This window comes from Noviherbaspirillum sp., from assembly GCF_035944575.1.
In the GTDB taxonomy this organism is placed as follows: domain Bacteria; phylum Pseudomonadota; class Gammaproteobacteria; order Burkholderiales; family Burkholderiaceae_D; genus Noviherbaspirillum.
Map to the genome: position 1 here is coordinate 1 of NZ_DASZBA010000195.1, position 20,582 is coordinate 20,582.

The following is a 20,582-nucleotide window of genomic DNA, read 5'->3' on the forward strand; positions in this document are numbered from 1 at the left end:
GGCCGTCGAGTTCTCCCATCTTCAATGTCGAGAACATGTCCGGCGTAAGCAATTTGACCTGCACCGGCGCACCGAATCCGGCGGATAGATCCGCGCGCAGGAGATCGACCAGCGCATCGGTCCCGGCGAGCCGGGCTCGATTGAAGGAGTTCAGATAAAGCTTCAGGGACTTGGATTCGACGATGTTGGGGGAGTCGGCCGGCACGGTAAAGGTCGCGATGCCGATCTGCGGCTTTCCACGCATGTTCAGCCACGATACTTCATAGGCATTCCAGATATCGACGCCGAAAAAGGGCAGTGTGCCGGTGATGCCGAGCTCCAGCCGTTTATCCTGGCGGAGAATTGGGAACAGGAGGGAAGGATTGTATTCGGTTGGATAGCCGGTAGGCTTGCCGAGCGGCAATGCGTCCGGCAGGTCTGATGTGTTCATGAGATATAAATCAGCACGCGTTTGAGCGGGATGCGGTTGAGTGGGATTCGAATGCAGTTAGTATTAAGACAGTGTCAAGGCGGGTGGGGTTCGCATGCGCCTAGATTTCACGCCCTGATCCTGAAAGGATTGAAATCTGTTGCGATATCGTAATAGTCCTCGTTTTCCTTGCGCTTCAGGAAATTCACGACCTTATAGGTGAATGGCGTCATGACGATTTCCCACCCGGTCTTGAGCAGGTACTGTGCGACGATCACGGTCACCAGTTGCTGGTCCGACCAGATGCCATAGAAGGCGATGACATAGAAAAGACTGGAATCGATCAGTTCTCCGCACATGGTGGAGCCGATGGTCCGCATCCAGAGCCGGCGCCCTTGCATCCACACTTTCATCTTAGCCATCACATAGCTGTTGACGAAACTGCCGCACCAGAAGGCGACCATCGATCCGGCCATGATGCGCGGCGTGTTTCCGAACACCGCGTTCAGGTGCGTCTGGTAATCGGTGTTGAACGGATCGGCTGCCGGTTTAAGCGCCAGTATCACTGCCGCCATGAAGGTCGCGAATGCGAGCGCGCCGAAGGCTGCCCAGATCACCCGCCGGTCACGGCCGTAGCCGTACACTTCGGTCAGGATGTCGCCAAAAATATAGGAGATGGGGAAGAACAGCACCCCCGCGCTGAACGTCGCCGTGCCGAGAAGCGGCAGCGGTATTTCGGTCACCTTGGCCGCGCCGATCAGGTTCGAGCACAGCAGCACGGTGACGAATGCCGCCATGACGAAATCGTAATATTTGTACTGGCCGATTGGTCGCGGCGCTGCCGTGGCGCTCATCGTTTCTCCTCGGTGCCGGCTACAGGAAAAGCTTGTAGGCCGGGTTCTCGCTTTCATCCCAATACCGGTAACCCAGCGTCGACAGGAACTCGCGGAATGCCTTCATTTCCTTCTTCGGGACCTGCAGGCCGACGAGGATTCGTCCGACATCGCCACCTTGGTTCCGGTAATGGAACAGGCTGATGTTCCAGTTTGGCGCCATGCTGGCGAGAAACCGCATCAATGCGCCGGGACGTTCGGGAAACTCGAAGCGGTACAGCAGTTCGTCATGTGCCAGCGGGCTCTTGCCGCCGACCAGATGCCGAATGTGCAGCTTGGCGAGTTCGTCATGGGTCAGGTCCAGCGCCTCGAAGCCATGTTTTTTGAAATTCTTCGTGATCTTTTCCGGTTCGTCCCGATTGGTGATCGTGACGCCGACGAAGACATGCGCCTTCCGTTCATCGCTGATGCGGTAGACGAATTCAGTCACGTTCCGCGGTCCGACCAGTTCGCAGAAGCGTCTGAAGCTGCCGCGCTCCTCCGGGATGGTTACCGCAAAAACGGCTTCACGCGCCTCGCCGACCTCGGCGCGTTCGGCGACGAAGCGCAGGCGGTCGAAATTCATATTGGCGCCGCAGGCGATGCTGACGAATGTCTGGCCGATGATCGGCTTCTTGCCCGACCTAGTGCGTTCGATGTATTCCTTCACGCCGGCAACGGCCATTGCGCCGGAGGGTTCGAGAATGCTGCGGGTGTCCTGGAATACATCCTTGATTGCCGCGCACACCGCGTCGTTGTCGACGACAATGATGTCGTCCACATATTGCTTGACGAGACGGAAGGTCTCCTCACCGACCAGCCTGACGGCGGTGCCGTCACAGAACAGGCCGACGTCGGGCAAGGTAACCCGGCGGCCCGCCTTGAGGCTGCGTACCATCGCATCAGAATCGGTCGTCTGTACGCCGATGATCTTGATCTCGGGACGCACGGCCTTGATGTAAGCCGCCACGCCGGAAATCAGGCCGCCGCCGCCGATCGCCGCGAAAACCGCATCGATCTTTCCCGGATGCTGCCGCAGGATTTCCATCGCGATCGTGCCCTGGCCGGCAATGACATCCGGATCGTCGAAAGGATGAACGAATGTCAGCTTGTGCTTTTTTTCCAGCGTCAGCGCGTGGTGGTAGGCATCGGTGTACGACTCGCCGAACAGGACAACTTCGCCGCCGCGCGACTTGACCGCTTCGATCTTCACGGGCGGGGTCGTGGTGGGCATGACGATGACGGCCCGGCAGCCGAGCCTCGATGCCGAAAGCGCAACGCCTTGCGCGTGATTGCCCGCCGACGCGCAAATGACGCCGCGTTTCAGCTGAGCCGGGCTCAGATTCGCCATCTTGTTGTAGGCGCCGCGCAATTTGAAGCTGAACACGCTCTGAATATCTTCGCGCTTGAAGTAAATATTGTTGTCCATCCGCTGCGACAGCGTGGGCGCAAACTCAAGCGGCGATTCAACGGCGACGTCGTAGACGCGGGCGGTCAGGATCTTCTTTAGATAGTCTGTATTCGTCATAAGTGAAAATTGTGTACGGCGGACACGCGGGGCAACTGGTCATTATAATGGACGCCCGTTGCTTCACCACAAGCCGGTGCCCGCGACATTCCATTTGCCGGTGCCGCGTCCGACCAACCCCATGCCGCCAACCATCCTCCATACATGATCGAGTCTGCCACCGTCTGGCTGTTGAATCTGCTCGCGGTGCCGAATGTGGGCCTGACTTCGATATTCATCGTCAGTATCGTATCCGCGACCTTGCTTCCCCTCGGTTCGGAACCGGCCGTTTTCGCGGTGGTCAAGGCGAACGCCGCATTGTTCTGGCCCGCGATCCTGGTTGGGACTTTCGGTAACACGATCGGTGGAATTATTGATTACGGGCTGGGATACGGCGCAAAGGAAGCGTTCGCCAGGGAGCGCGAAACCCGCTGGTTCGGATGGCTGCAGCGCTTCGGTCCGAAAACCCTGCTGCTGGCCTGGCTGCCTGCGATCGGCGATCCGCTATGTGCGCTCGCAGGCTGGCTGAAAATGCCTTTCTGGCAATGCGTGGTTTATATGGCAATCGGAAAATTTCTGCGTTATGTCACCATGACAACCGTGCTGTTGTATGTGCCCGACGGCTTCTGGCGCCAGATTGGAAGCTGGTTCTGACATGGATGCTCGCTGCATTGCAATAAGTTAAAATGCTTGTTTAAGGGTTAGCACACTACTCTGATGAACGCCCCCGCACAAATCCAAGCCTTGCTTTCCGACGCGCCGACCGGCGCCGTTCCCACGCGGTTGCGTGAGATTCCCTACAACTACACCTCGTTTTCCGACCGCGAGATCGTCATTCGCCTGTTGGGCGAAGACGCATGGACATTGCTCGATGAGCTTCGCAGTGCGCGCCAGACAGGCCGCTCCGCCCGGATGCTATATGAAGTCCTCGGCGATATCTGGGTCGTCAAGCGCAACCCGTACTTGCAGGACGACATGCTCGACAACCCGAAGCGTCGTCAGGCATTGATCGATGCGCTCAACCATCGTTTGAGCGAGGTCGAGAGGCGCCGTGTCTCCACCGACCCGGTCGACGCGGCGGACATCCATGCACAGCGCCGTAGTGCCAATGTCGAAGTATTGGTGAAGGCTGCCAGGAAAGCCGTTGCCGATTTCAGCAACGAGTTCCGGCAGATATATGACCTGCGCAAGCGCGCGGTCCGGGTGCTCGGGCGCTACACCGCGAAGGACAACATCAAGTTCGACGGCCTGTCGCGCGTCTCGCACGTCACTGATGCGACCGACTGGCGCGTGGAATACCCGTTCGTGGTGCTGACACCGGACGGCGAGGACGAAATGGCCGGCCTGGTGAAGGCCTGCATCGAACTCGGCCTTACCATCATCCCGCGCGGCGGCGGCACCGGCTACACCGGGGGGGCCATCCCGCTGACACCCATGTCGGCGGTCATTAACACTGAAAAACTGGAGCAGCTCGGCCCGGTTGAAATGACGGTGCTGCCGGGGCTCGACAAACCCTACGCCACCATCTATTCCGGCGCGGGCGTGGTCACCAAGCGGGTGTCCGATGCCGCGGAGAAGGCCGGCTTCGTGTTCGCCGTCGATCCGACTTCCGCTGAAGCATCGTGCATCGGCGGCAATGTGGCGATGAATGCTGGCGGCAAGAAGGCGGTGCTGTGGGGTACTGCGCTCGACAACCTCGCAAGCTGGCGCATGGTCGACCCGAATGGCGACTGGCTGGAAGTAACGCGCCTTGAACACAATCTCGGCAAGATTCACGATGCGCCCATGGTGCGGTTCAAGCTGGAATGGACTCATCCGGCGGAGAAGGGCCGGACCGGTACGCCGTTCAAAACCGAAATACTGGAAGTGGAAGGCCGCAAGTTCCGCAAGGAAGGCCTCGGCAAGGACGTGACCGACAAGTTCCTGTCCGGTTTGCCCGGCATCCAGAAAGAAGGCTGCGACGGCCTGATCACATCGGCGCGCTGGATTCTGCACAAGATGCCAAAGTACACGCGCACCGTCTGCCTCGAATTCTTCGGCCAGGCACGTGACGCGATTCCATCAATCGTCGAAATCAAGGATTATCTCGACGCCGAAACCCGCAAGGGCGGCGCCATTCTCGCCGGCCTGGAGCACCTCGACGAACGCTATCTGCGCGCGGTCGGCTACGCCACCAAATCCAAGCGCGGCGTGCTGCCGAAGATGGCCCTGTTTGGCGACATCGTCGGCGACGATGAAAACGCGGTTGCCCAGGCGGCGTCGGAAGTGATCCGTATCGCCAACACCCGTGTCGGCGAGGGTTTCGTTGCCGTCAGTCCGGAAACACGGAAGAAATTCTGGCTCGATCGTGCACGCACGGCGGCGATCTCGAAACACACCAACGCATTCAAGATCAATGAAGACGTGGTGATCCCGCTGAACCGGATGGGCGAGTACACCGACGGCATCGAGCGCATCAATATCGAATTGTCGATCCAGAACAAGCTCGCGCTGCTGGACGGATTGCGGACATTTTTCGCCGCAGGCAACCTGCCGCTCGGCAAGAGCGACGACGCGGAGGGCAACGATATCCCGGCCGCCGAACTGCTCGGAGATCGGGTCGTCCAGGCACTGCAACTGATCGACGAAACGCAGGCCCGCTGGTCTTATCTGCTGACGCAGCTCGACAAACCGTTGCGCGACGCGAAATCCGATCTCATGACGCTGGGCCTCGACAAGCTTGCAGCAGCCTTCGATGAGCGCCTTGCAAGGCAGCCGGACGCCACGGTCTTCCACGTTGTGCAGGACCGCACCGTGCGAGTTTCCTGGAAAACCGAATTGCGGGCGCAATTGCGGCAGATCTTCAACGGCGCGGCCTTCAAGCTGATCCTCGACGAGTGCACTGCGGTCCACAAGCAGGTGCTGCGCAGCCGCGTGTTCGTTGCCCTGCACATGCACGCGGGTGACGGCAATGTGCATACCAACATTCCGGTCAACTCCGACAACTACGCGATGCTGCAGGTGGCGCACGAGGCGGTTGCGCGCATCATGGTGCTGGCCCGCTCGCTCGACGGCGTGATCTCCGGCGAACACGGCATCGGCATCACCAAGCTGGAGTACCTGACCGAGGAAGAAATGCTCGACTTCCGCGCCTACAAGCGCCGCGTCGATCCGGAAGGGCGCTTCAACAAGGGCAAGCTGCTGAACCTGCCGGAACTGGCGGCCGACCTGCGCAATGCGTACACGCCTTCCTTCGGCCTGATGGGGCATGAATCGCTCATCATGCAGCAGAGCGATATCGGCGCGATCGCCAACAGCGTCAAGGACTGCCTGCGCTGCGGCAAGTGCAAGCCGGTATGCGCAACCCATGTGCCGCGCGCCAACCTGCTTTATTCCCCGCGCAACAAGATTCTCGCCACCTCGCTGCTGGTCGAAGCCTTCCTGTACGAAGAGCAGACCCGGCGCGGCGTGTCGATCAAGCACTGGGAAGAATTCGAGGACGTCGCCGATCACTGCACCGTCTGCCACAAGTGCGAAACGCCGTGCCCGGTCGATATCGACTTCGGCGATGTGTCGATGAACATGCGCAACCTGCTGCGCAAGATGGGCAAGAAGTCATTCAACCCGGGCACCGCCGGTGCGATGTTCTTCCTCAATGCCACCGATCCGGCCACCATCAATACCGCCCGTGCGGCGATGACCGGCGTTGCCTACAAGGCGCAGCGGATGGCCAATGATGTGCTGAAGAAGTTTGCGAAGAAGCAGACCAAGGCACCGCCGGCAACGCATGGCAAGCCACCCGTGAAAGAACAGGTCATCCACTTCATCAACAAGAAGATGCCCGGCAACCTGCCGAAGAAGACGGCACGCGCCTTGCTGGATATTGAAGACGACAAGGTCGTGCCGATCATCCGCGATCCGAAGAAAACCACGGCCGATACCGAGGCGGTGTTTTACTTCCCGGGATGCGGCTCCGAGCGGCTGTTTTCTCAAGTGGGCCTCGCGACGCAGGCGATGCTCTGGCATGTCGGCGTGCAGACCGTACTTCCCCCTGGATATCTCTGCTGCGGCTATCCGCAGCGCGGCGCCGGCCAGTACGACAAGGCCGAGAAGATGATGACGGATAACCGCGTGCTGTTCCATCGCATGGCCAACACGCTCAATTACCTCGACATCAAGACGGTGGTGGTGTCCTGCGGCACTTGCTACGACCAGTTGCAGGGGTATGAATTCGACAAGATATTCCCTGGATGCCGGATCATCGACATCCACGAATACCTGCTCGAAAAAGGCGTCCGGCTGGAAGGCGTGGGCGGGGTGCGCTACATGTATCACGATCCCTGCCACAGCCCGATGAAACAGCAGGACCCGCTGAAGACGGTGAATGCGCTCATCACGACCGCCGACGCGCAGAAGATCGAGAAGAACGATCGCTGCTGCGGCGAATCCGGCACATTGTTCGCAAGCCGTCCGGATGTCTCGACACAGATCCGCTTCCGCAAGGAAGAAGAAATGCGCAAGGGCGCGGACAAGCTGCGGGATGGCGGATTCACCGGCGACGTGAAGATCCTGACATCCTGCCCGTCCTGCTTCCAGGGCCTGTCCAGATACAACGAGGATTCCGGTACGACCGCCGATTACATCGTGGTCGAAATGGCCAAGTACCTGCTTGGAGAAAACTGGTTGCCCGACTACGTGGCGCGCGCGAACAACGGCGGCATCGAACGGGTGTTGGTATAAAACATGAGTACCCAGGCATCCTGTGAACTGTGTACACAGGCGGGCGGCGAGATCGTCTGCCGGCAGGATGCCTTTCGGGTCGTGCTGGTGGACGACCCGAACTATCCCGGGTTTTGCCGCGTGATATGGAATGCGCATGTCCGGGAAATGACGGACCTGTCTCCTGCGGATCGTGAGCAACTCATGCAGGCGGTCTGGAAGGTCGAGGCGGCCATCCGGACGGTGATGGCGCCTGCCAAGATGAACATCGCCAGCTTCGGAAACATGGTGCCCCACCTGCATTGGCATCTGATTCCGCGTTTCGAGGACGACGCCCATTTTCCGAGCCCGATATGGGCACAGGTGCAGCGTACCGGCGCGCCGGACGGATTGGCCGAACGCCAGGCGTTGTTGCCCACGCTGAAGTCTGCTCTGGTCCGTCAATTTTCTTAACGGTATCCCGTACACCATCCTGCGGCTGCCGATATTTTTCCGAAAGCCTTCTCATCATGGATCAACCGAAAAAGGCAGCACAGGCTCCCAACCCCACGGCGCTCACCGTCCACAAACAATCGCGCCTGCTGGAAGTGGCTTTCGACGACGGCTCGTCCTTCTCGCTGCCCTTTGAGTTCCTGCGCGTGTACTCGCCATCCGCGGAAGTGCGGGGCCATGGCGCCGGGCAGGAAGTGTTGCAGACCGGCAAGCGCAACGTGCAGCTCGATGCCTTGGAGCCGGTTGGCAATTACGCGGTCCAGCCGCATTTCTCGGACGGCCACGATACCGGCATCTATGCTTGGGACTATCTGTACTGGCTGGGCGCGAACCAGTCCGAGCTCTGGGAAGACTACCTGCAGCGGCTCGAAGCGGCGGGGCACACCCGCGAAACCGGACGCGACACTGATATGACGCCGCCGCAAGGCGGGCACGGCTGCGGGCACCAGCATTGATGGTGCGCTGCAGCGCCTGATCCCATTTTTTTCAACCGGCCGACAGCGCGGAACTATGCGCTTGGGCAGCTTGTCGTAAATGTATAATCTTCGGTCCATATCGACGAGACCGCAGACATGACCAATACGACGCATTTCGGTTACAAGACAGTCGCCGAAGAAGACAAGGTGCACAAGGTCGCCGAGGTCTTCCACTCGGTAGCGGGCAAATACGACGTGATGAACGATCTCATGTCGGCAGGCCTGCACCGTCTCTGGAAAACATTCACCATCGCCCAGGCCGGCGTGCGACCGGGCTTCAAGGTTCTCGATATTGCCGGGGGCACCGGCGACCTCGCCAAGGCGTTCGCCCGGCAGGCCGGTCCGAGCGGCGAGGTCTGGCTCACCGATATCAATGAGTCGATGTTGCGGGTCGGGCGCGACCGTCTGCTGAACAAAGGCGTGATGACGCCGACACTGTTGTGTGATGCGGAGAAGCTGCCGTTTCAGAGTAACTATTTTGACCGGGTGACGGTTGCGTTCGGCTTGCGCAACATGACGCATAAGGATGCCGCGCTTGCCGAGATGCAGCGCGTGCTGAAACCCGGCGGCAAGCTGCTGGTGCTGGAATTTTCAAAAGTGTGGGAGCCGTTGCAAAAACCATATGACGTGTATTCGTTTTCCGTATTGCCATGGCTGGGAAAGCGCATTGCCAACGATAGCGAGAGCTACCGTTATCTGGCCGAGTCAATCCGCATGCATCCCGATCAGGAAACACTGAAGGGCATGATGCAGGAAGCAGGACTCGGACGGGTCGAGTATTTCAACCTCACAGCCGGTGTGGCTGCATTGCATACCGGCATCAAGTTCTAGGAGAACTTATGAAAAAGTTTTTGATTGCCATGATGATTGCGTTCAGCTCGATGTCGGTCGTGGTGACCGATGCCGAAGCAAAACGCATGGGCGGCGGCGGATCGTTCGGTAAACAATCCCAAAGCGCCGGTCGCCAGGCGCCGATGCAATCCACGCCCAATCAGTCCCAGGCAGCCAACGCCAACCAGGCCAAGGCGGCACCCGGCGCCCAGGCACCGAAGCCGCCCAGCCCATGGCGCAACATCCTTGGCGGCGCACTGCTCGGTCTGGGCTTGGGCGCCTTGCTGTCGCATCTCGGCATCGGCGGCGCACTGGCAAGCGTCATCAGCACCGTGTTGATGATTGCCCTGCTGGCATTGGCCGCAATGTTTATCTACCGCATGTTCCGTCGCAAGACCGGCAACAATGGTAATACCGATACGCAGCCGGCATTTGCAGGCGGCTACGGAACGGCGCGGACGCCCGAGATCGGCTCGCATCTCGACAGACAGCCACAGACACCGATGCAGCCGGCTGCCTTCCAGGGCGATACGTACACCGGCGGCGGTTCGATGGCCGGCGGCGCGGCAGCCGTTGCACCCGTGAGCGTTCCGGCGGATTTCGACTCGGCGGCTTTCCTGCGCCATGCGAAAACCTACTTCATCCGCCTGCAGGCGGCATGGGACCGGGCCGACATCACCGATATCCGTGAATTCACCACGCCAGAATTGTTTGCCGAACTCCGGATGCAGTTGCAGGAGCGCGGCGCATCGACCAACCATACCGACGTCGTTTCGCTGGACGCCGACCTTGTGGGCCTGGAAACACTGAACGATGAGTATCTTGCAAGCGTCCGCTTCTCCGGCATGATCAAGGAAGATGAAAACGCGCCAGCGGCACCGTTTGCCGAAATATGGAACCTGTCCAAGCCGCTCTCCGGCAAGGGCGGATGGATTCTGGCGGGAATTCAGCAAATCTCGTGAAGCGGATGAATTAACCGCCGGCAAACTGATAAACTTCAAGCCGCCCGTGAATGATTCACGGGCGGCTTTCTTTTTGTCGCCATGATTTCTTCTCTTTTTTCCTCCACCATCAATCATCTGCTCGCCCGTGAGCCCTGGGCGCGCGAAAAGCTTGCCGCCCACGCGGGCAAGGTGGCATGCCTGGACGCGGGCATCGTGGCGGTCTGCGTAAAAGCCGCGCCGGATGGCATGCTGGAACCGGCGTCCGCCGAGGAATCAGTCAATGTCACCATCCGCGCCAAACCGGCTGACCTGCCGCTGATCGCGCAAAACAGGGAGCGCGCATTTTCTTATGTCAGGGTGGAAGGGGATGCGGACTTTGCCAATACCATCTCGCAGCTTTCCCAATCCCTGAAATGGGAAGCGGAAGAGGATCTGAGCAGGCTGTTCGGAGACATTGCCGCGATGCGCATCGTGTCAGGCGCAAGAGCGACAGTGAATGCCGCAAAATCAACCCAACAGAAATTCGCCGAGAACCTGGCCGAATACTTCCTTGAAGAGAACCCGATGCTGGTAAGACCGCATGCCGTGAATGATTTTGCCGGCGAAGTCGCCAGGCTGCGCGACGATGTCGAGCGGCTTGGCAAACGGATCGAAAAGCTGGAGGGACGCGGCTGATGCTGTTCCGGTTGTTGAGAGTCGCCAAGATCATGCGGGTGGCGATCCGCTACGGCCTGGACGACATCGCCATTTCCGGCCTGGCAAGGCCGGGCATCGCCAAGATGATCGCCAGCCTGATGTTCTGGCGTGACCTGTCGAAGCCGCGCGGCATGCGTTTGCGGCAGGCATTGGAAGACCTCGGGCCGATTTTCGTGAAGTTCGGACAGGTCCTGTCAACGCGGCGCGACCTGATGCCGCCCGACATCGCCGACGAACTTGCCCGGCTCCAGGACCGCGTGCCGCCGTTCGACTCCAATCTCGCCATTGCCCAGATCCGAAAATCCCTCGGTGCCCACCCCGACGACCTGTTCGCCCAGTTCGATAGGGTGCCTGTCGCTTCCGCGTCGATCGCCCAGGTGCATTTCGCGGTCCTGAAGAACGGCAAGGAAGTCGCGGTCAAGGTGCTGAGGCCCGGCATGAAAAAATCCATCGAAAAGGATATCGCGCTGATGCAGATCGCCGCCGAGTGGGTGGAGCGGCTGTGGGCCGACGGCAGGCGCCTGAAGCCGCGCGAAGTGGTCGCCGAGTTCGACAAATACCTGCATGACGAACTCGACCTGATGCGCGAAGCGGCCAACGGCAGCCAGTTGCGCCGCAACTTCCAGGGCTCCGATCTGCTGGCCGTGCCGGAGATGTACTGGGATTACTGTTCGACGGCCGTCATCGTGATGGAACGCATGCGCGGCATCCCGATTTCCCAGACCGAGCGCCTGATCGAAGCCGGCATCGATCTGAAAAAGCTGTCGCGCGACGGCGTCGAGATCTTTTTCACCCAGGTATTCCGTGACGGCTTCTTCCATGCCGATATGCATCCCGGGAATATTCAGGTATCGATCGAGCCGGCGACCTTTGGCCGCTATATCGCGCTCGATTTCGGCATCGTCGGTACCCTGACCGACTTCGACAAGGATTACCTGTCGCAGAATTTCATCGCCTTCTTCCGGCGCGACTACAAGCGAGTCGCCGAGGCGCATATCGAATCCGGCTGGGCGCCGAAGGAAACGCGCGTCGACGAACTTGAATCGGCGGTGCGCGCCTGCTGCGAACCGATATTCGACCGTCCGTTGCGCGACATTTCCTTCGGGCAGGTGCTGCTGCGGCTGTTCCAGACGTCGCGCCGCTTCAATGTCGAGGTCCAGCCGCAACTGGTGCTGCTGCAGAAAACCCTGCTCAACATCGAAGGCCTTGGACGCCAGCTCGATCCCGATCTCGACCTCTGGAAAACCGCCAAGCCGTACCTCGAGCGCTGGATGAGCGAACAGATCGGCTGGCGCGGCCTGATCCAGCATCTCAAGGAGGAAGCGCCGCGCTATAACCAGATCCTGCCCGAACTGCCGCGCCTCGCGCACCAGGTGTTGAGCGCGCAGGCGACAAGGCCGGAACTGCAGACCGGGGAACTGCTGAAGCAGGTGCTGGCCGAACAGCGTCGGACCAACATGCTCCTGAGCATCGGCATCTATTTCGGCATCGGCCTCGCCGGCGGCATCGTGGTGGCGCAAATATTGCTGCGCTGGTCGCGATATGCCTGGTGATCGTCAATCAACCCTGAACGCCCCCGCACCCATGCCAGAATTCGAATCCCGCGATCCATCGCAAGCCGCATTCTGGTCGGAACGCTTCGAGCGCGAGTTCATGCCATGGGACCTGGGAGAAGTGCCGCAACAATTGCGGCATTTCGTCGCGCAGTCTGCAAAGCCTTGCTCGACCCTCGTTCCCGGCTGCGGTACCGGCTATGAAGTGGCCTTCCTGGCCGAGGCCGGATGGGAAGTCACCGGTATCGATTTTTCAGCGGCGGCAGTCGATGCCGCGCGAAGGAAACTGGGACTTCCGGGTAAACATGTGAAGCAGGCGGATTTTTTTACCTTCACCCCGTTTCACAGGATCGATCTGATCTATGAGCGCGCCTTCTTGTGTGCGCTGCCGCCGCGCATGCGGCCTGCGGTCGCGGCGCGCTGGTCCGAATTGCTTCCGCCGGGTGCATTACTGGCTGGTTTTTTCTTTTTCGGCGATCCGCTGAAAGGTCCTCCGTTCGGTATCGTGCAGGAGGAACTGGAGGCCTTGCTGCTGCCGAACTTTGTTTGCATCGCCGATGAAGCTGTGCCCGATTCCCTGCCGGTATTCGCCGGAAAGGAGCGTTGGCAGATATGGCAGCGTCTGTCCGGATGAGATGGGCTGCAGATGGAATTTCTATGTCATTTTGACCGGCATGTACGGCTATAATCCCGAAAAATTGCCGGAAAGCTTTACGGCGAAGGCAAGCACATTGGCCACCAATCATTCCTGTTAGCCGGTTATTCCATGCGGAGCGAACTTTCATGAACTACACGCTGATTACCTTTGTCGTGCTGTATCTGCTGGGCACGCTCGCACTGGGCGTATGGGCCGGCACACGGATCAAGAACAGCAGCGACTTCGCCATTGCCGGCCGCAGCCTGCCGTTGATCATGGTGATAACCACCACATTCGCCACGTGGTTCGGCGCCGAGACGGTCATGGGCATCCCGGCAAAATTCGTGCAGGAAGGGCTGGGCGGCATCGTCGAAGATCCGTTTGGCGCGGGCACCTGCCTGATCCTGGTCGGCCTGTTCTTCGCCGCCAAGCTCTACAAGCTGAACCTCCTGACCATCGGCGATTTCTATCGCCACCGTTATGGCAAGGGAGTGGAAGTATTCTGTTCCGTCGCCATCATCCTGAGCTACCTGGGATGGGTCGCGGCGCAGATCACGGCGCTCGGCCTGGTGTTCTCGGTGCTGACCAATGGCGCCATGTCGGAGACGGCGGGCATGATCGTCGGCACCCTTGCCGTGCTCATCTATGTCGTGGTTGGCGGTTTCCTCGCGGTGGCCTGGACCGATTTCATCCAGATGATCGTGCTCGTGATCGGGTTGACCATCATCGCCGTCTTCGCCGCCGACCTGGCGGGCGGCACCGACCAGGTGTTCGCGATGGCGACACAGGCAAATCTATGGAATTTCCTGCCGCCGCCGACCTTCACCGATATTGCCTTCTTCATCGCCGCCGCATTGACGATGATGCTGGGCAGTATTCCGCAGCAGGACGTGTTCCAGCGCGTCATGTCGGCAAAGAACGCACCGACGGCCCGCACAGGGGCGGTCATCGGCGGCGCGAGCTACATCCTGTTCGCCTTCGTACCGATGTTCATCGTCGCTTGCGCCGTGGTGGTCATGGGGGCAAGCGCACTTGATTTGGCGAAGAACGATTACCAGCGGCTGCTGCCGACCTTCGTGATGACCAAGATGCCGCTCGTGATGCAGATTCTTTTCTTTGGTGCGCTGCTTTCCGCCATCAAGAGCACGTCGTCGGCAACCCTGCTGGCTCCGTCCACGAGTTTCGTCGAAAACATTCTCAAGAATCTGCGTCCGGGCATGACAGACCGGCAGCAATTGTTCGCGATGCGTTGCTCGATTGTCGTATTCGCGACATTGGTGCTTTCCTACGCCATCGCGATGAAAGGCACGTCGATCTACGAGCTTGTGTCGACCGCCTATCAGGTAACGCTGGTCGGCGCCTTCGTGCCGCTGGTGATGGGCCTGTACTGGCGCCGTGCAACGACGCAGGGCGCGATTCTGTCGCTGTTTGCCGGCGTGACGACGTGGGCGCTGTTCTTCCCGCAACTGACCGGCCTTGGTGAAGTGTTTCCCGGTCAGCTTGCCGGTTTGCTCGCCGCGTTCGCCGGCATGCTGGTCGGTTCGCTGTTGCCGCAATTCGTTGGCAATTCGTCAGGAGAAGGGCAGGCCGGCCACGGCGGTTCCTTGCCACATGCGCAAGACCCCGCCTGAAATCTTTCAGCCATGCATCGGGTGGCGTGCTTCGCTGCGCCGAAACCCTTTATAATTCAGGGCTTTGGATGATTTTTGCGGAGGAGGTTTCATGCCAATTTATGCATATCGCTGCGAAGATTGCGGTTTCGCCAAGGATGTATTGCAGAAGGTTTCGGATGCGCCGTTGAGCGTTTGCCCTTCGTGCGGCAAGCCGGCGTTCAAGAAGCAGGTGACTGCCGCCGGCTTTCAGCTCAAGGGATCGGGCTGGTACGTGACCGATTTCCGGGGCGGGTCCGGCAAGACTGCGTCAACCTCGGACAACAAGGAAGCGGGCGCCGCGGCAACACCGGCCGCCACTGAATCCGCAAGCGCGCCCGCCGCAGCCGCGCCGGCCGCCGGCAGTACGTCCGGCGACAAGGCCGCTGCCGGTTGAGTTCGATGGCAGGCTGCTCGCACATCCGGTGACGCGGCCTATTTTTAAGAGACCGCGTCATCCACGGTCTCGATGACAAAGAAGAAAATGCGTAAATATTTCATCACCGGCCTGTTGATCCTGGTCCCCCTTGCCATCACGCTATGGGTCCTGAACCTCGTGATCAGCACCATGGACCAGTCGCTCCTGCTGCTGCCGGAGCGCTGGCGGCCGCAAGCGATGTTCGGCTTCAACATTCCCGGCTTCGGCACGATACTCACGCTGATGATCGTGTTCCTCACAGGACTGCTGACCCGCAATTTCATCGGCAAGCAGGTGGTGCATGCCTGGGAAATGCTGTTGCGGCGCATCCCCATCGTCAGTTCCATCTATTCCAGTGTCAAACAGGTATCGGACACGCTGTTCTCTTCCTCCGGCAACGCCTTCCGCAAGGCAGTGCTGGTGCAGTATCCGCGCGAAGGCTCGTGGACGATCGCCTTCCTCACCGGCGTGCCCGGCGGCGATGTCAGGAACCATTTGGTGGGCGACTACATCAGCGTCTATGTGCCGACGACGCCGAACCCGACCTCCGGCTTCTTCCTGATGGTCCCGAAAGCCGATACGGTCGAACTTGACATGACGGTTGACGAAGCACTGAAATACATCGTCTCGATGGGCGTCGTATCTCCCGAATATGTGGTTGCCACGGGCAGCAATCTGAAGGCAATCCCACCACAGACCGGCACTTGACGTTATTTAGCGGTCCAATTACATCAACTGATATCGGGCTTTCGCCCGGGTAAAACCGGCGTCGAATCCCTTTCCAAAAAACTACAATCGGAATTTGATTATGTCTATGCGAACTCATTATTGCGGCCTCACTACCGAGGCGCTACTCGGCCAAACCGTCAGCCTGTGCGGCTGGGTGCATCGCCGGCGCGACCACGGCGGCGTGATCTTCATCGATCTGCGCGACCGTGAAGGCCTGGTGCAGGTGGTCTGCGATCCCGATCGCGCCGATGTGTTCAAGACCGCCGAGGCGGTGCGCAACGAATTCTGCCTGCGCATCACGGGCGTGGTTCGCAACCGTCCGGAAGGCACCACCAACGCCAACCTGAAGTCGGGCAACATCGAAGTGCTGTGCCAGCAGATCGAAGTGCTCAATCCTTCCGTGACGCCGCCGTTCCAGCTCGACGACGACAATCTCTCCGAAACCACCCGCCTGACGCACCGCGTGCTCGACCTGCGCCGCCCGCAGATGCAGAACAACCTGCGCCTGCGCTACAAGGTGACGATGGAAGTCCGCAAGTTCCTCGACGCGAATGGCTTCATCGACATCGAGACCCCGATGCTGACCAAGTCCACGCCCGAAGGCGCGCGCGACTACCTGGTGCCGTCGCGCGTCAATGCCGGCAATTTCTTCGCCCTGCCGCAGTCGCCACAGCTGTTCAAGCAGTTGCTGATGGTGGCCAACTTCGACCGCTACTACCAGATCACCAAGTGCTTCCGTGACGAAGACCTGCGCGCGGACCGCCAGCCGGAATTCACCCAGATCGACTGCGAAACCTCGTTCATGAACGAACAGGAAATCCGCGACATGTTCGAAGGCATGATTCGCCTGGTATTCAAGAACACGCTGAACATCGACCTGCCGAATCCGTTCCCTGTCATGGATTACGCCACTGCAATGGGCCTCTATGGTTCCGACAAGCCGGACATGCGCGTGAAGATGCAGTTCACCGACCTGACCGAGGTGATGAAGGATGTGGACTTCAAGGTCTTCAGCGGCGCGGCGAACATGGAAGGCGGGCGCGTGGTCGGCCTGCTGGTGCCGGGCGGCGCAAAGGAGGGCAGTGGCATGCCGCGTTCCGAGATCGACGCCTACACGCAGTTCGTCGCCATCTACGGCGCCAAGGGCCTGGCTTACATCAAGGTCAACGAGAAGGCAAAGGGACGTGACGGCCTGCAGTCGCCGATCGTCAAGAACCTTCACGACGCGGCACTGGCCAAGATCATCGAGCAGACCGGCGCGCAGGACGGCGACCTGATCTTCTTCGGCGCCGACAAGGCCAAGATCGTCAACGATGCGATCGGCGCTTTGCGGGTCAAGATCGGCCACAGCGACTTCGGCCGCAAGAACGGCCTGTTCGAGGATGCCTGGAAGCCGCTGTGGGTCATCGACTTCCCGATGTTCGAGCATGACGAGGAAAACGACCGCTGGACCGCGGCCCACCATCCGTTCACCGCGCCGAAGGACGGCCACGAGGACCTGCTCGAAACCGATCCGGGCAAGGCGCTGGCCAAGGCCTACGACATGGTGCTGAACGGCTGGGAACTCGGCGGCGGCTCGGTGCGTATTCATCGCGCCGATGTGCAGAGCAAGGTCTTCCGCGCGCTCAAGATCGATGCCGAGGAAGCGCAGCTCAAATTCGGCTTCCTGCTCGATGCGCTCCAGTACGGCGCGCCACCACACGGCGGCCTGGCCTTCGGCCTTGACCGTATCGTGACGATGATGACGGGCGCGGAATCGATTCGCGATGTGATCGCATTTCCGAAGACCCAGCGTGCGCAGTGTCTGCTGACACAGGCGCCGTCGGAAGTCGACGAAAAGCAGTTGCGCGAACTGCATATCCGTCTGCGCAATGTCGAGCCGGCGGTGAAGGCATAAGCCTTTCCAAGGCCGTCGATACCACCGTTTCAGGGCATAATCAAGGCGCGGTTTTCCGCGCCTTTTTTACTTGTGGTTCGCCGGCGGGCTTCGTCCATGCACGCCGCACCGGGGCCATCTTTCAGACTGGGGTGAATGAGTACTGTCCATAAAATTCCGGAATCGGTGCTGGTCGTCATACACAACCCGCGTCTTGACGTGCTGCTGATCGAGCGTGCGGACAGGCCGGGTTTCTGGCAGTCGGTAACCGGCTCCAAGGATGTGCCGGAAGAATCGCTGCTTGAGACCGCAATACGCGAGGTGTACGAGGAAACCGGCATCCGCATCGCCGGATTGCCCACACATGCCGTCGCCAGGGACGAAATGAAGGTTCCGGAATTGCCGCTGGAAAACCTGCGCGACTGGCAATTGTCGAATGTGTACGAAATCTATCCGGTATGGCGGCATCGCTATGCGCCCGGCGTAACCCGGAATACGGAACATGTTTTCAGCTTGCTGGTGCCGCACGACATCCCGGTGCGGCTGGCGCCGCGCGAGCATCTGCAGCATGCATGGCTGCCGTGGCGTGAGGCGGCGGATAAATGCTTCTCGCCATCCAACGCCGAAGCCATTCTGCAACTTCCCGATCATATCCGCCGTGACTGATCCGCCTTGCGCGGAACCAAGTCCGTGCCGACGGCATCCATTCATGTGACATTCAACAACTTAAGCTAAGCGAATGAAACTACGCATCGCGACCTACAACATCCACAAAGGCGTTTCTTCATTTGGCAGCCGACCGCGCGTACATGCCCTGAAACAGGCGTTGAACTCGATGGAGGCTGATGTTTTTTTCCTGCAGGAAGTGCAGGGGCGGCACGACCGCTATGCAACCCGTCATGCCGGCAACTGGCCGGAACTATCGCAGCACCAATTTTTCGCCGGGGATTCGCATCATTGCGCCTATGGCATGAACGCGGTGTATGACCATGGACATCACGGCAATGCCCTGATCAGCTGTTATCCCATTGCCTCAGCGCGCAATCAGGATGTCTCGGATCATGCGTATGAGGCGCGCGGCATCCTCCACTGCGTCGTGCAGTCGCCGGCGGGCGAACTGCATTGCTATGTCGTGCATCTCGGCTTGTTTGCCGGCAGCCGCAAACGGCAGACGGAGGCACTCATCGCCGCTGTCGAAGGCTCGTCGCCACCCGACGCTCCGGTCATCATCGCCGGCGATTTCAATGACTGGACCAACCAGCTCAGCGATACGCTCAGGAAGCGGCTCGGCGTAACGGAAGTATTTGATACCAACCTGCCGGCGCGCGGCTTCGGCACCTACCTTCGTCAACTGAGCGGACGGGGCGTGAAAATCAAACCGGCCCGCACATTCCCGGCGGCGCTGCCGTGGCTCAGGCTGGACCGCATCTACGTGCGCGGCATGAAGGTGGAGTCCGCCCAGGTATTGCACGGGCCTTTGTGGGCGCGACTGTCGGACCATGCGCCTATCGTCGCAACGCTGGTCCTGGAGTAGTGCAGGTCGGGGTGAACAGCTAAAATCGATGCCCATCAGGTCTTTGCCGGGAACCCATCTGCCCTATGCGTCCGGTCGCCTTTACCGCCAATAATCGTATCGAGCTGCTGCAAGGCGGCGCCGACTACTTTCCCGCTCTGATCGCTTCCTTCGACGCCGCGCGGTCCGAGATCTATCTGGAAACCTATATATTCACGCCCGACCGGACGGGGCTCGACATCATGGCCGCGCTGACGCGTGCCGCCGACCGGGGCGTGACCGTGAATGTCATCAGCGACTGGGTCGGTACCGGTCATGCCAACTGCATGTTTCTCAAGCGCGAGTTCGCCAGGACCAAGGTCAATTACAAAGTCTTCAACTCCTGGTTTCATCGCGGGCTTACGCGCACGCACCGGAAAATCTGCGTCGTTGACAGGGAAATCGCTTTCCTCGGCGGCCTCAACATCAACTACGATTGGATCTCCGATGATGGTTTCAACCTTCCTCTGCCGGCACCGCGCTGGGACTTCGCGGTACGCATCGAAGGCCCTTTGGTCGCGTCGATTCACCATGAAGTGGATGCGCAATGGCGGCTGCTCAATGGACTGCATCTCCGTTTCAGGTGGAAGCGCCTGCGCGAAAAGCTGAGACGCGAGCCGGCGGAGGATGCCGGGCCCGCATTGGCGGGACTGGTCGTGCGGGATAACCTGCGCAATCGACGCACCATACAGCAGGCCTATCTCAAGGCCCTGGGCGGTGCGCGCAAGAGCGCACTTCTCGCCAATCCGTATTTCGCGCCGGGACGCAAATTGCGCGACGGCCTGGCCAGGGCAGCGGCTCGCGGCGTCGATGTAACGCTGTTGATCGGCGTCGGACAATTCCGCATACAGGACGCGGTGGCGCATTCGTTCTATCCGAAATTGCTGAGCAGCGGGGTCAAGGTCGTCGAGTATCACAAGACGCAGCTGCACGGCAAAGTAGCCGTGATCGACGACGAATGGGCTACGGTCGGCTCCAGCAACTGGGACGGACTCAGCCTGTTCGTGAACCAGGAGGCTAACGTGGTCGTCAAGGACCATGAGTTTGCGCGCACGCTTCGGCGGCAGATTGAAGACGCGGTAAAAGAAGGGAAGGTGGTGCTGCTACAGGATTATGCGAATATTCCGTGGTATGAACGCGCCCTGTACGGCGCGGCCTACATGTTCTATAAAAGCGTGCTGCGCGTGATTACGTTAGGCCGCTACACCGAGTAAACAGGTAGCACGCAGTCCTTCGAAGGGTG

The 20,582-nt window shown here is 59.9% G+C and carries 18 protein-coding genes and 1 pseudogene; 16 read left to right on the plus strand and 3 right to left on the minus strand.

The features are described 5' to 3' along the window. The 3 genes and pseudogenes from VGU61_RS14965 to ilvA all read right to left on the minus strand — a co-directional run. Positions 1-430: pseudogene (locus VGU61_RS14965) on the minus strand (NADPH-dependent 7-cyano-7-deazaguanine reductase QueF); the annotation flags it as partial. Between the two features lie 107 nt (positions 431-537). After that, positions 538-1,263 (minus strand): queuosine precursor transporter, encoded by a 726-nt coding sequence (locus tag VGU61_RS14970; RefSeq protein ID WP_326859971.1) that lies wholly within the window; start codon positions 1,261-1,263, stop codon positions 538-540. Between the two features lie 19 nt (positions 1,264-1,282). Beyond that, positions 1,283-2,809, minus strand: coding sequence for a threonine ammonia-lyase, biosynthetic (gene ilvA / locus VGU61_RS14975; RefSeq protein WP_326859972.1), 1,527 nt, complete (start codon positions 2,807-2,809; stop codon positions 1,283-1,285). Between the two features lie 144 nt (positions 2,810-2,953). On the opposite strand from ilvA, the gene VGU61_RS14980 reads away from it, so the two are divergent. The 16 genes from VGU61_RS14980 to VGU61_RS15055 all read left to right on the plus strand — a co-directional run bounded on the left by VGU61_RS14980 (position 2,954) and on the right by VGU61_RS15055 (position 20,553). Then, entirely contained in the window at positions 2,954-3,442 is a 489-nt protein-coding gene (locus VGU61_RS14980) for a YqaA family protein (protein ID WP_326859973.1), read from the plus strand. Positions 3,443-3,505: 63 nt separating this feature from the next. After that, a complete protein-coding gene (locus tag VGU61_RS14985; protein ID WP_326859974.1) occupies positions 3,506-7,507 on the plus strand; it encodes an FAD/FMN-binding oxidoreductase in 4,002 nt (1,333 codons plus the stop codon). A 3-nt stretch (positions 7,508-7,510) separates the two neighbouring features. Beyond that, entirely contained in the window at positions 7,511-7,939 is a 429-nt protein-coding gene (locus VGU61_RS14990; protein ID WP_326859975.1) for an HIT family protein, read from the plus strand. A gap of 56 nt (positions 7,940-7,995) precedes the next feature. After that, on the plus strand, positions 7,996-8,433 hold the full coding sequence (locus VGU61_RS14995; RefSeq protein WP_326859976.1) for a DUF971 domain-containing protein: 438 nt from the start codon (positions 7,996-7,998) through the stop codon (positions 8,431-8,433). A gap of 117 nt (positions 8,434-8,550) precedes the next feature. Then, entirely contained in the window at positions 8,551-9,285 is a 735-nt protein-coding gene (gene ubiE, locus VGU61_RS15000; protein ID WP_326859977.1) for a bifunctional demethylmenaquinone methyltransferase/2-methoxy-6-polyprenyl-1,4-benzoquinol methylase UbiE, read from the plus strand. Between the two features lie 8 nt (positions 9,286-9,293). Next, positions 9,294-10,247: a Tim44-like domain-containing protein gene (locus VGU61_RS15005; RefSeq protein ID WP_326859978.1), complete on the plus strand. Its 954-nt coding sequence runs from the start codon at positions 9,294-9,296 to the stop codon at positions 10,245-10,247. An 81-nt stretch (positions 10,248-10,328) separates the two neighbouring features. Next, on the plus strand, positions 10,329-10,904 hold the full coding sequence (locus VGU61_RS15010) for a ubiquinone biosynthesis accessory factor UbiJ (protein ID WP_326859979.1): 576 nt from the start codon (positions 10,329-10,331) through the stop codon (positions 10,902-10,904). Further along, a complete protein-coding gene (gene ubiB / locus VGU61_RS15015; RefSeq protein WP_326859980.1) occupies positions 10,904-12,478 on the plus strand; it encodes a ubiquinone biosynthesis regulatory protein kinase UbiB in 1,575 nt (524 codons plus the stop codon). Before VGU61_RS15010 ends, ubiB begins: the two co-directional genes overlap by 1 nt. A gap of 31 nt (positions 12,479-12,509) precedes the next feature. Beyond that, a complete protein-coding gene (locus VGU61_RS15020; protein WP_326859982.1) occupies positions 12,510-13,112 on the plus strand; it encodes a methyltransferase in 603 nt (200 codons plus the stop codon). A gap of 149 nt (positions 13,113-13,261) precedes the next feature. Continuing rightward, complete coding sequence (locus tag VGU61_RS15025) at positions 13,262-14,746, plus strand: sodium:solute symporter family protein (RefSeq protein ID WP_326859983.1); 1,485 nt, start codon at positions 13,262-13,264, stop codon at positions 14,744-14,746. Between the two features lie 91 nt (positions 14,747-14,837). Next, entirely contained in the window at positions 14,838-15,161 is a 324-nt protein-coding gene (locus VGU61_RS15030; RefSeq protein WP_326859984.1) for an FmdB family zinc ribbon protein, read from the plus strand. Positions 15,162-15,248: 87 nt separating this feature from the next. Beyond that, a complete protein-coding gene (locus VGU61_RS15035; RefSeq protein WP_326859985.1) occupies positions 15,249-15,890 on the plus strand; it encodes a DUF502 domain-containing protein in 642 nt (213 codons plus the stop codon). Positions 15,891-15,990: 100 nt separating this feature from the next. Continuing rightward, positions 15,991-17,808, plus strand: coding sequence for an aspartate--tRNA ligase (gene aspS, locus VGU61_RS15040; RefSeq protein WP_326859986.1), 1,818 nt, complete (start codon positions 15,991-15,993; stop codon positions 17,806-17,808). A gap of 135 nt (positions 17,809-17,943) precedes the next feature. After that, on the plus strand, positions 17,944-18,453 hold the full coding sequence (gene nudB, locus VGU61_RS15045) for a dihydroneopterin triphosphate diphosphatase (RefSeq protein ID WP_326859988.1): 510 nt from the start codon (positions 17,944-17,946) through the stop codon (positions 18,451-18,453). A gap of 73 nt (positions 18,454-18,526) precedes the next feature. Continuing rightward, entirely contained in the window at positions 18,527-19,321 is a 795-nt protein-coding gene (locus VGU61_RS15050) for an endonuclease/exonuclease/phosphatase family protein (RefSeq protein WP_326859990.1), read from the plus strand. A gap of 65 nt (positions 19,322-19,386) precedes the next feature. Further along, positions 19,387-20,553, plus strand: a complete 1,167-nt coding sequence (locus VGU61_RS15055; RefSeq protein ID WP_326859991.1) for a phospholipase D-like domain-containing protein — start codon at positions 19,387-19,389, stop codon at positions 20,551-20,553. The last annotated feature ends 29 nt before the right edge of the window (positions 20,554-20,582 follow it).